This is a genomic window from Haliea sp. E1-2-M8 (assembly GCF_030649675.1).
Taxonomy (GTDB): domain Bacteria; phylum Pseudomonadota; class Gammaproteobacteria; order Pseudomonadales; family Halieaceae; genus Haliea.
In genome coordinates this window covers 12,427-24,470 of record NZ_JAUTDR010000017.1, presented here as the reverse complement: position 1 = coordinate 24,470, position 12,044 = coordinate 12,427, and the positions used below count along the sequence as shown (strand labels likewise).

The 12,044-nt window shown below is 61.6% G+C and carries 9 protein-coding genes; all 9 read left to right on the top strand.

Annotation, left to right across the window (positions count from 1 at the left end; genetic code table 11):
• Positions 1 to 115 precede the first annotated feature (115 nt).
• The 9 genes from Q6D67_RS14550 (at position 116) to Q6D67_RS14510 (ending at position 11,991) form a co-directional block, all read left to right on the top strand.
• Entirely contained in the window at positions 116 to 2,416 is a 2,301-nt protein-coding gene (locus Q6D67_RS14550; protein ID WP_304706389.1) for a TonB-dependent receptor, read from the top strand.
• An 84-nt stretch (positions 2,417 to 2,500) separates the two neighbouring features.
• The gene (locus tag Q6D67_RS14545; RefSeq protein WP_304706388.1) at positions 2,501 to 2,977 is read left to right on the top strand and encodes a Rid family detoxifying hydrolase; all 477 of its coding nucleotides are present in this window, start codon (positions 2,501 to 2,503) and stop codon (positions 2,975 to 2,977) included.
• On the top strand, positions 2,974 to 4,023 hold the full coding sequence (locus Q6D67_RS14540; RefSeq protein ID WP_304706387.1) for a pectin acetylesterase-family hydrolase: 1,050 nt from the start codon (positions 2,974 to 2,976) through the stop codon (positions 4,021 to 4,023). Before Q6D67_RS14545 ends, Q6D67_RS14540 begins: the two co-directional genes overlap by 4 nt.
• 99 nt (positions 4,024 to 4,122) lie before the next feature.
• On the top strand, positions 4,123 to 6,528 hold the full coding sequence (ppsA, locus tag Q6D67_RS14535; protein WP_304706386.1) for a phosphoenolpyruvate synthase: 2,406 nt from the start codon (positions 4,123 to 4,125) through the stop codon (positions 6,526 to 6,528).
• 63 nt (positions 6,529 to 6,591) lie between these two features.
• On the top strand, positions 6,592 to 7,755 hold the full coding sequence (locus Q6D67_RS14530) for an acyl-CoA dehydrogenase family protein (RefSeq protein WP_304706385.1): 1,164 nt from the start codon (positions 6,592 to 6,594) through the stop codon (positions 7,753 to 7,755).
• Positions 7,756 to 7,782: 27 nt separating this feature from the next.
• Positions 7,783 to 8,193, top strand: coding sequence for a nuclear transport factor 2 family protein (locus Q6D67_RS14525; RefSeq protein ID WP_304706384.1), 411 nt, complete (start codon positions 7,783 to 7,785; stop codon positions 8,191 to 8,193).
• 157 nt (positions 8,194 to 8,350) lie between these two features.
• A complete protein-coding gene (locus Q6D67_RS14520) occupies positions 8,351 to 8,638 on the top strand; it encodes a hypothetical protein (RefSeq protein ID WP_304706383.1) in 288 nt (95 codons plus the stop codon).
• Positions 8,639 to 8,713: 75 nt separating this feature from the next.
• Entirely contained in the window at positions 8,714 to 10,528 is a 1,815-nt protein-coding gene (locus Q6D67_RS14515; RefSeq protein WP_304706382.1) for a sodium:proton antiporter, read from the top strand.
• Positions 10,525 to 11,991: a dihydrolipoyl dehydrogenase gene (locus Q6D67_RS14510; RefSeq protein ID WP_304706381.1), complete on the top strand. Its 1,467-nt coding sequence runs from the start codon at positions 10,525 to 10,527 to the stop codon at positions 11,989 to 11,991. Before Q6D67_RS14515 ends, Q6D67_RS14510 begins: the two co-directional genes overlap by 4 nt.
• Positions 11,992 to 12,044 lie beyond the last annotated feature (53 nt).

Below are 12,044 nucleotides of genomic sequence, written 5' to 3'. Positions count from 1 at the left end.
CAGCCCCATCATACCGGGGAACGGCAACGACACAGCCAGAATAAACGAGCCACAGCCAACTCCCCGAGGTAGAATCATCTTGCCCACATCAGCAAAATCATTATAGGGGAACACCATGCAAAGCTCACTGAACCCGTCCCGCCTGACACTCGCAGCCCTGCTGGTGCTGTCGGTCAATGCCGCCGCCCAGGAACGTGCCGGCGGCATGCTCGAGGAAGTCGTGGTGACGGCCCAGAAGCGTACTGAGAGCCTGACCGATGTGCCCATATCCATCGCGGTCATGAGCAGCGAAGCCATCGTGAAAACCGGTGTGCGGCAGATGCGCGAAGTCGCCGAGTTCATCCCCAACATGAGCATCTCCGGTGGCAACGACAGCACCACCGCAGTGCGTATACGCGGCGTCGGGGCGAATACCCGCAATATCGGCTTCGATACCCGGGCCGGGGTTTACGTCGACGGCGTCTACATGGGCCAGTCTCCCGCCCAGAACCTCGATATCCTCGACCTTGAACGCATCGAAGTCGCCCGCGGCCCCCAGGGCACGCTGTTCGGCAAGAACACGGTTGCCGGTGCGATCAACCTGATCACCAGGAAGCCCTCCCGGGAGCAGGAACTGTTGGTCACCGGCGAAATGGGCAACTACGATTCCTACCGCGTCTCCGCCATCGGCAACCTGCCCCTGGGCAAGGATGCCGCGGCGCGGTTTTCCATCGTCGACCACAACCGCGATGGCTTCATCAAGAACGTCACTACCGGCACTCGCCACAATGAGCAGGACGGCACAGCCATGCGCGCCCAGTTTGCCTTCGGTGGTGAACACTACGATGTCAATATCGCCGGCGATTACCTGGAATCCGAGCGGGTTTCCTTTTTCGGCGCCGCTATTTCAGACTGGTCCGGAAGCGTACCCAATACTGCTTCCCCCGGCCGCTTCAATATCGACAACAACTTTGACAACAACGAAGAGCGGGAGATCTGGGGCTTGTCTGCCACGGTCAATGTCGATCTGGGCAGCGACTACAACCTGGCGTCCATTACCGCCTACCGCGATACCTCCATCGAGCGCCGACAGGACACCGACCACTCGTTCAACGACATGCTGTTCGTGAACTATCCCGACGCCTATGAGCAAACCACCCAGGAGTTCCAGCTGTTTTCACCCGATAGCGGGCGCCTGAAGTACGTCGCTGGCCTCTTTCTCTACGACGAAAAGGCTGTCTCCAGCCGCCAGGTAACCATCGGCCCGGATATCGGCATCGTGTTCCAGGGCCTGGCCCCACCGCTGGCGCCCTTCGGTGCCGCCTTCGCTGGCGCTGGCGTTGGCACCTTCGCCGATGTCGATACCCGCAGCTATGCGGCCTACATCAATGGCACCTTCGATCTCACGGAGCGCCTGACTCTCGGTTTTGGCCTGCGCTATACCGACGAGGAGCGTGAAGTCGACTTCGACCTGGTGGGCGACATCGTCGATCTCGGCCCCATCCAGGTACCCGGTGCCGCGGTCTTCGGGGTGGCGGTCGGCCCCGTTGTCAACGGCCAGACCGTAGCCAACTTCCAGGACAAGAAAGACTACGATGACCTCTCCCCCATGATCAGCCTGAGCTATGCCCTGGGGGATGACACGAATCTGTATGTTAAGTACTCAGAGGCCTTCAAGAGCGGTGGCTTCAACGTCGACTTTGTTTCCGAGAACGCTCTCAGCGAGGGTATTGATTTCGATCAGGAGACGGTGGATGCCTGGGAAATCGGGCTCAAGGGCACCGCTCTGGAGAACCGCCTGCGCTATAACCTGGTGGCCTTCCAGATGGACTTCGAGGACTATCAGCTGAACCAGTTCGTGCAACTCGAAAACAACACCTCCGCCATCACCATCCGCAACGCGGCGGAGGTGAGTTCCCGCGGGCTGGAAGCGGAAGTTACCTGGTACCCGACCAACAACCTGATGCTGCAGGCGGCCATGGGCTATAACGACGCCGAGTTCGACTCCTTCCCGGGCGGCGCCAGCGTGCGCAACCCCGCTGGACTGGGCGCCGACCTGGCCGGCAACAAACTGCCCGACGCGCCGGAGTGGACTTCAGCGCTGGCGGTGCAACACAACCTGCCGCTGGCGGCCCTGAACGCGGACCTGGTAACCCGCGTCGACTGGACCTATAGCGACAGCTTCTACGCCACCGAGGACAATGTTTCCTTCGCCCGCCCGGGCAGCAGCCTGGTTTGGGGCGAGGTGGACAGCTACTCGCTGTTGAACGGGCGTATCGGCCTGGAAGCAGAGTCCTGGTCGGCGTATCTGTGGGGCCGCAATATTCTCGACAAGGAGTATGACCAGGCCTGGACCGCTGATTTCCTCGGCACCGTGGCCAACTTCCCCGGCGACCCGCGCACCTACGGGGTAGAGGTTTCCTACAGGTTCCTCTGACATTAAAGACTGCCGCTACGCCGATGCCTGTGCCATGCGGGCGTCGGCGGCCCTTGCCATCAACTACAGTACAGGATTGACACCATGTCCCAGCTTCTCAACCGCCTGCGCAGCGCCGTGCTCTGTGCCGCAGTCACCGCAACAGCAACGCTTGCGTCCGCCAGCGAGGTGGAATACCTGGGGGGCAGCGGCGTACTGCCCAACAGCCTGCCCTTCTCCGAGGCCGTGCGGGTCGACAACACTTACTACCTCTCGGGGCAACTCGGGGTCAAACCCGGCACCCTGGTGCTGGTTCCGGGCGGTATCCGTGAGGAAGCCCGCCAGACCATGGAGAATATTGCCGCGGTGCTGGCGGCACAGGGTCTCGACATGAACGACATCGTCAAGTGCACCGTGATGCTCGCGGACATGTCCGAGTGGGGCATATTCAACGAGGTCTACCGGAGCTTCTTCAGCCAACACTACCCCGCTCGCAGTGCGTTCGGCAGCACCGGCCTCGGCCTCGGCGCCAGGGCAGAGGTAGAGTGCATCGCTGTCGCCAGCGGCAGTGCCAGCGAATGACCCGCTGCAGGGCTTTCTGTGCACTGATTCTGTCGAGCCTGGCGCTGACCGCCACGGCGGCCGACGGCGAGTGGGAGACCATCGCACCGGGGGGAGACACCCTCTGTGCGACCGGGACACCGTTCAGTTTCCAGGTGCGTGAAGCCGACCCGCAGAAGGTCATGATCTTCTTCAACGGCGGCGGCGCCTGCTGGTCGGCAGAAACCTGCGATGCCGCGGGCCAGCCCAGCTACCGGCCCTTCGCCAGTGCCGAGGCCGGCAACGACCCCCGCCACTACGACGGCGCCTTTGCCCTGGCCAATCCGGAAAATCCCTTCCGCGACTGGTCCCAGGTGTTTGTCTCCTATTGCACCGGCGATGTCCATCTCGGCGCCGCCGACGCCACCTATACGCGCGCCGATGGCACCGATTTCAGCATTCATCACCGCGGCTGGGCCAACAGCATGGCCGCGCTGGACTACCTGTTTGCCCACTTCACCGCCCCGGAGCGGGTGGTAGTGGCCGGCGGCAGCGCCGGGGCAGTGTCATCACCGGTGTTTGCCGCCATGGTGGCCCGCCACTACCCGGAAGCGGACGTGGTGCAGTTTGCCGGTGGCGGCGCCGGTTACCGGCTCCCTCCGCCCACCGTGTTGTGGCAGAGCTGGAATGTACTGGCCGCGCTGCCGGGCTGGTACAACGCCGGCAACCAGACGGCGGAGACACTGACCATCCCCGACCTCTATCGCCTCGCCTACAGGGCCGCACCGGCGCTGCGTTTTCACCAGTTCGACCATGCCTTTGATGCGGTGCAGGAGGACTTTCATCGCATGCTCGGCGATCCCGTAGAGCTGCTGCCCGGGCTGGACGCCAACCGGAGCGAACTGCAGGCGGACATCCCTTCCCTGCGCAATTATGTGGCGGCCGGAGAGTTCCACACCCTGCTGCGCTTCAGCGAGCTCTACAGCAGGGAGACCGCAGGCGTCAGGGCCGTGGACTGGGTGCGAGCGCTCATTGCCGGCGAGAACGTCGCGGAGGTGCACTGCGGCGCTCCCGAGGCCTGCCGCTGAGCGGACAGCACGGAAGCACTATCGCTTGATCCCGGACAATGCCACCGGCGTCTGGTGGGCTATGCTTGAAGTACAAGCCCGCTACGCCGGAGGGAGTCCGTGACATCCAGCACCTGTATCCTGTGGTTCAACGAAGTCGGCCTGCAGCACCTCGCTGAGGTTGGTGGCAAGAACGCCAGTCTCGGTGAGATGTACCAGCAACTGGCGGAGCAAGGCGTCGCCGTTCCCTATGGGTTCGCGACCACCGCCCAGGCCTTCCGCGACTATCTCACTGCAAACGGTCTGCACCAGCCGATCAGCGACGCTCTCGCGGAACTGGCCGCGGGCAGGCAGCCGCTGGCCGCTAGCGGGCACGTGATCCGCGAACTTATTCGCAGCGGCGACTTCTCCGCCAAGCAGCGCGAACAGATAGCCGACGCCTACCTGCAACTGTGTGAGCAACTGCAGACCCCGGACACGCCGGTTGCGGTGCGCAGCTCCGCCACCGCCGAGGACCTGCCCCAGGCCAGCTTTGCCGGCCAGCAGGAGAGCTTCCTCAATGTCCGCGGAACCGATGCCCTGCTGGAGGCCTGCCGCGAATGCTATGCCTCGCTCTACACTGATCGCGCCATTGCCTATCGCGAGGAGCAGGGCTTTGCCCACGATCAGGTGGCGCTGTCCATCGGGGTCCAGCAGATGGTGGAGTCCGCCGCGGCAGGGGTGATGTTTACCCTGGATACCGAGAGCGGCTTTCCGGATATCGTGCTGATCAGTGCGGCCTGGGGCCTGGGAGAAACCGTGGTCAAGGGCTCCGTGAACCCCGACCGCTACATGGCCTACAAACCCTTTCTGGAGCGACCGGAATTGAACCCGGTGATTGAGAGCACCGTCGGCAGCAAGCTCTGCAAAATGCGCTATGCACAGCCAGAGGATGAAGGTGTGGGCGAGCACGGGCGGGCCGAGGCGACCGTCACAGTCCCCACCAGCGCCAACGAACAGCGCGGCCGGGTGCTGGAGGACAGCGCTGTCCTGCAGCTCGCGCGCTGGGCGCAGGTCATAGAGCGCCACTACCAGCGGCCCATGGATATCGAGTGGGCGCGGAACAGCGCCGGCCAGCTGTTCATCGTGCAGGCGCGACCGGAAACAATAGAATCACAGAAAGACCGCAGCGTACTGGTGAGCTACCAGCTGACGGAGCAAGGCAAGGTGCTGCTGGAGGGCTCCAGCGTCGGCAGCGCCATCGCCTGCGGCCCTGTCTGTGTGGTTGCGGACCCGGACGATGTCGAACATTTTCCCGAGGGCGCCATCCTGGTCACCGAGCGTACCGACCCGGATTGGGTGCCGGTCATGCGCAAGGCCGCCGGCATTGTCACCAACAGCGGTGGCACCACCAGCCATGCGGCCATCGTCAGTCGCGAACTGAAAAAGCCGGCCATTGTCGGCTGCGGCAATGCCACGGAACTGCTGCACGACGGCATGGATATCACCATCAGCGGCGCCGATGGCGCGACCGGCAAGGTGTATGAGGGCAGCCTGGAATTCGAGTGCAAGAGCATCAGCCTGGCAGACCTGCCGGCGACAACAACCGCGCTGATGATCAACGCGGCCCTGCCGGACGGTGCCCTGCAGTGGTGGCAACTCCCCGTCGCCGGGATCGGCCTGACCCGGATCGAGTTCATAATCTCCAGCCAGATCCGGGTCCATCCCATGGCCCTCATCCACCCGGACAAGGTAACCGACCCGGAGATCGCCCGGCAGATCGCCGACCTGCACCATGGCTTCGAGCAGCCGACCGACTACTTCGTGGACAGCCTGGCCCGCTCCGTCGCCAAGATCGCCGCTTCCCAGTATCCGCGGCCGGTGATCGTGCGCATGTCGGACTTCAAATCCAACGAGTACCGGGGCCTGCTCGGCGGCGAGTACTTCGAGCTGAACGAGGAGAACCCGATGCTGGGTTTCCGCGGTGCCTCCCGCTACTACCACCCGCTGTACCGGGAAGGTTTCCAGCTGGAGTGCCGGGCGATTCGCCGCGCCCGGGAAGACATGGGCTTCGACAACATCATCGTCATGATCCCCTTCTGCCGCACCCCGGGGGAAGCTGACAAGGTACTTGATGCGATGGCCGAGGCGGGACTCAGGCGCGGCAGCGCCGGCCTCAAGGTCTATGTGATGTGCGAGATTCCCTCCAACGTGATTCTCGCCGACCGGTTCGCCCAGCGCTTTGACGGCTTCTCCATCGGCAGCAACGACCTCACCCAGCTGGTGCTGGGCATCGACCGGGACTCCGCGGTGCTCAAGAGCCTGTTCGACGCCCGTGACGAGGCGGTCAAGCGGATGATCGAACAGGTGATCCGGGTGGCCCACGAACAGGGCTGCAAGGTGGGGATCTGCGGCCAGGCGCCCTCCGATCATCCGGAGTTTGCCGAATTCCTGGTGCACTGTGGCATCGACTCCATCTCCCTGAATCCCGATTCCGTGGCCCGGGCCAGTGTGCACGTGGCGGCAGCTGAGGCCGCGAACCGGTAGATGTTTGAACTAAGTTCAAATATGATCGGGTCCCACGAATAATCAGACCCGGAAGCACGCAGCATGAGCATGGACCTGTCGGAAGAAGACCAGCTGTTTGTCGACGTCACCCGCAAATGGGTAGACAAGGAGTGCCCCAAGGACTGGTGCCGCCATCTGGAACAGCAGGAGCACGTCTTTCCGCATGAGCTGTGGGACAAACTGGTGGAATTTGGCGCCCACGGTATCGGCGTCCCCGAGGAATACGGCGGCCAGGGTGGCACCATTCTGAACCAGACTCTGTTCGCTCGCGAATTCTCCCGCACCGCGGCGGGTCTGAGCTGGGTCTGGGGGGTTACCTCCTTTTCCGGCACCAAGGCGATCAACTTCTGCGGCTCCGAGGCCCAGAAGCAGGAATTCCTGCCCCGTATCGCCAGTGGCGAGTTGAAGACCGCCATGAGCTTTACCGAGGCCGGGGGCGGCACCGATCTGCTCGGCGGCATGCGGACCCGGGGCGACAAGGTTGACGGCGGCTGGCTGCTGAACGGGGAAAAGATCTGGAGCACTGGCGCCGATGTCGCCGACTACCTGCTGGTAATGGCGCGCACGGACATGCACGCCGCCAGGCGCAGCGACGGCATCTCCATCTTCTTCGTTCCGCGCAACAGCAAGGGGATCACGATAACTCCGCTGTCGAAGCTGGGCATGCGAGCTATGAGTTCCTGCTCCGTACTGATGGAGGATGTGTTCGTCGCCGATGAATTGCTGCTGGGGGAGCCCAATCGGGGCTGGTACCAGTCCACCAAGACCCTGAACAACGAGCGCCTGGTCAATGCTGCGACCTGTCTGGGCATGCTGGATGGGGTCATCGAAGATGCCGTGGCGCACATGAAGTCGCGTCATGCCTTCGGCCAGCCCATCGGCCAGTTCCAGATTCTGCAGCACTATCTCGCCGACATGGCCATGTGGCAGAAACAGGGCGAACTGATGGTCCTGCACACCGCCCGCCTGCAGGCGGAAGACAAGCCCAGCGCCATCGAATCGGGCATGGCCAAGGTGTTGTGCTCCGACTATGTCAGCAAGGCCGCCGACCTCGGCATCCAGATTCTCGGCGGCATGGGCTACTCCGCGGAAACCGACATGCAGCGCTACTGGCGCGACTCGCGGCTGCTGCGCCTGGGCCCTATCAGCAATGAAATGGCGAAGAACATGATCGCGGAGAGCTACGGCATGCCGCGGTCGTTCTGAGTGCTCACAGAGGCAGCAGGAGCCCACATGACTGACAGCAGCAAGGACATTGTCCGCAGATTTCTGAGCGCCGCCCAGCAGGGGGACATGGCAACCGTGGCCAGCTTGCTCCACCCCGAGGCAAAAGTTATCGAGGCCGACTCCCTGCCCTTCGGCGGCGTGGTCTCCGGCTTCGAGGGCTTCACCCGGCTGGTGCGCCGGGTATTCACGACGTTCGCCAATACCGCCGTCACCGTTGACGAGTATATTGCCGACGGCGATACCGTTGTGGTGTTGGCAACCATGACCGGACAGAGCAAGGTCAGCGGCGAGGCCTTCAGCATGCCCATCAGCGAAATCTGGCGCCTCCGGGAGGGACTGATTACCGAGATCAAACCCTTCTACCACGACACCCAGAAGATCAACGCCCTGGCGGCAGGGACGGTAGCATCCGGGTAACCCACACCCGCTGACGCGGGGCGCCGTGCCAGCTTCCGGTCCCCTTATGGAACTATCAAAGGTTGTTGTGTCGCTTCGGGAGCTGAGAGTATATTTGTTGCATTGGGCCCGCCACGCTCAACCTCGACCGCAAATTCACATGAGCAAGAGGAAATACATGATGTCGAAACGAGATGAGTACGCTGCCAGGATGAAGCAGCAAATTGATGAGTTGAATGAAGACATCGATAAACTGGAACGCAAGGCAAAAAACGTCAGCGACGCCACCGAAAAAAAATACGACGAGCAGATCGTCAAGCTGCGCAGGGAGGTCAAGCAGGTAAGAGAAAAGCTTGATGAGCTCAGGTCAGCGTCCGAGAGCGCCTGGGAGTCCATGGTCGACGAGGTCGAAAACGTCGCCAAGGCCCTCAAGCAATCCTTCAATTACTTCAAATCGCAGCTCTGACCCGCCTCACAAACGTAACGGGCCTCGACAGGTCCGTTACGCTTCTCATGCTAACAACTCGAAGACGGAGCATTTATGCACACCGCCACCCTTTTGCTGATCGTGCTGAGCGCGGGGCTTGCCAGCCAATGGGTGGCCTGGCGGATCCATCTACCCGCGATCGTCGTCCTGATCACTTCGGGTCTTCTGCTGGGTCCGGTGAGCGGCATCATTCAGCTGGAGCTGTCACAGACTGAATTGACCGAGCTCATCGGGCTGGGGGTGGCCATCATACTGTTCGAAGGCGGCATGGACCTGAAACTTGGCGAAGTCCGGCGAGTCGGTCATGGTGTGGGCCGCCTGACCATTGTCGGTCCGCCACTGGCCTGGATTCTGGGCGCACTGGCCGCGCATTTCGTTGCCGGGTTGAGCTGGCCGGTCTCCTGGGTCATGGGCGCCATCCTGGTGGTTACAGGTCCGACCGTGATTCTGCCTTTGCTGCGCCAGGCGCGTCTCAACACAGAGTCGTCGTCCCTGTTGAAGTGGGAAGGGATAGTCAATGATCCAGTAGGTGTTCTGCTGGCAGTACTCACCTTTCAATATTTCACTCTTGCCGGGAGTAATTGGTCGCAGATAGTCACGGGGCTCGGAGCAGCCGTCGCGGTGGCTGCGCTTCTCGGCGGACTGGGAGGCTGGCTCATCGGTTGGTTTTTCCGGCGCGGAGGCGTTCCCCCGCACCTCAAGGCACCGCTGCTGATGGTCCTGGTGTTGGCAGCTTACTGGACGAGTAACCTCGTGCAGCATGAGGCAGGATTGTTGACCGTAACCGTCATGGGCCTGGTTATTGGCAATATGAAACTGGTCGAGCGCGAGCCGCTGCGCCATTTCAAGGAAAATCTCACTGTCGTACTGTTATCGGTACTGTTCATTATTATTCCATCGCAAATGAAAATCGAGCAGCTGGAATTCCTGGACCTGCGGGTCGCAGCCTTCGTGCTGACCATCCTGTTGCTGGTACGTCCGTTGACCATCGCCCTCGCAACGCTGGGGGCACCCATGCGGGGGAGGGACAAACTCCTGCTGGCCTGGATTGCCCCGCGGGGCATCGTGGCAGCTGCGACTGCAGGAATTTTCGGTCCGGCGCTGGTGGCTGCCGGCTACCCGGACGCTGAAGTGCTTCTGCCGTTGGTCTTTTTAATCATTATTGTGACTGTGCTGGCCCATGGACTCACACTGGGCCCCCTGGCGCGAAAAATGTCGCTGGCGGCGCAGGAAGCAAATGGCCTCCTTGTCGTAGGCGCTTCTCCCTGGTCGCTGGCCCTGGCGCAAACCCTGAAGGATCTCAAAGTGGACGTTGTGGTGACCGATGGTTCTTATCAACGCCTCAAGCCGATCCGCATGAACGGTATCAAAGTCTATTACGGCGAGATCCTTTCCGAACACGCGGAGCATGAGCTGGATAATGAACATCTGAGTTACCTATTGTGCGCGACCGATAACCATTTTTACAACGCACTGGTATGCAAAGCGCAGGGCGCTGTCTTCGGCCACCACCGCACCTTTCAACTTGCTCCGCAAATGGAGTCGGACCAGGAGCAAAAACGCCTGACATTGCAGCAGCGTGGTTATTTCGCGTTTGAACCGCCGACGGATTTCTGTACGCTACAAGAGCGCCTGGAAGACGGCTGGACGGTACAGTCCACCCGGCTAAGCGAGGATTTTGATCTCGACAAGCTGAAAAGCCGACTTGGCGAACCCGGCGATGACTGGCTCTTGCTTGGCAGCGTGTCTCCGCAGGGCACACTCCAGATCTACTCCAGCGAACAGCCCTTCAAAACCGACGCCGGATGGACGCTGCTATACTTTTCCCGGAACAGTGACGCAGAACCGACAAAACAGGTGGCAGGATGACTGGCGAAGGAAACCATGACGCAATGGGCGGGCGCGGTGCACGGCAGGGGGCAAGTACCCAGGTTGATGTTGTCATTATCGGGGCCGGCTCGGCAGGGTTGGCCGCTGTTCGCGAGGTCAAAAAGAAAACCGACAGCTTCGTACTGATCAATGAAAGGCCATACGGTACCACCTGCGCCCGGGTTGGCTGTATGCCCTCCAAGGCCCTGATCGAAGCTGCCAATGCCTATCATGCGCGCCACAGAGCTGACGCCTTCGGTATTCGCGGCAGCGCCGGTTTATCGATCGACACAGCGGCGGTTTTGCAGCGGGTACGCGCCTTGCGCGATCGTTTTGTTGCGGGAGTACTCAAGGCAACCGAATCGCTTGGTAAGCAGAGTATCGAAGGGCGAGCCCGGCTTACCGGGCCAAATACGGTTGAGGTTCACGATCAGGTATTTGCAGCGCAACGCATTATTATCGCCACCGGATCGCATCCGATTGTGCTTGATCAATGGCGCAAGCTGGGCGATCGAATCCTGACCACCGATACTTTTTTTGAACAGGAAACACTGCCGGCCTCCATGGCCGTAATTGGCCTGGGGCCTCTGGGCGTCGAAATGGCCCAGGCGCTCGCTCGACTTGGGGTGAAGGTACACGCATTCAGCGATAGTGACCAGCTGGCGGGAATTTCCGATCCCGCAGTCAGCGCCTGCCTGCGGGCTGCGCTAAGCGAAGAGCTGACCCTGACTACGGGACATGAAGTCCAGCTCAGTGCGACTCGCGACGGCGTGCGGGTACAGGCCGGCCCCATCGACCTGGAGGTGGAAAAGGTGCTCGTGGCCATAGGTCGAAAGCCGAACCTCGAAGACATTGGTTTGTCTGCGCTGGGTGTCAAGCTCAACCAGCGCGGCCTGCCACCGTTTGATCCCACAACCATGCAAATCAGGGATCTGCCGATTTTTATTGCCGGCGATGCCAACGCCTATCGCAGTGTGCTTCATGAAGCCGCGGATGAAGGCTTTATCGCCGGCGTCAATGCGGTCAGCGATGAGGTGGCATGTTTTGAGCGCCGCACACCACTCGCCGTGGTTTTTTCGTCTCCCGGTGTGGCGATGATCGGTCAGCGCCATGCCGATCTCGAACCCGGGCAATTCATCACCGGCTGTGTGGATTTCTCGTCGCAAGGGCGCGCGCTGACCGCGCAGCGCGACGAGGGCATTCTGCGTGTCTATGCGGCACGGGATGGGGGCCCTATTCTCGGAGCCGAAATGTGCGCTCCCGCAGCGGAACATCTGGCCCACCTGATTGCTCTGGCCATTCATCGCGGACTTACCGCGGCTGATCTTTTGGCCATGCCGTTCTACCACCCGGTGCTGGAAGAGGGCCTGCGTACCGCCTTGCGTGAGATCGCCCGGGAATCCCAGTTTGACTACTCCGACCTCGCTGCTTGCGAAGGCTACCAGCTCGAAGCGCTGGATTGATGCCGGGCAGACCACCGTTATCCCTTTGCCATAGCTGAGGGGTATGGTCATGG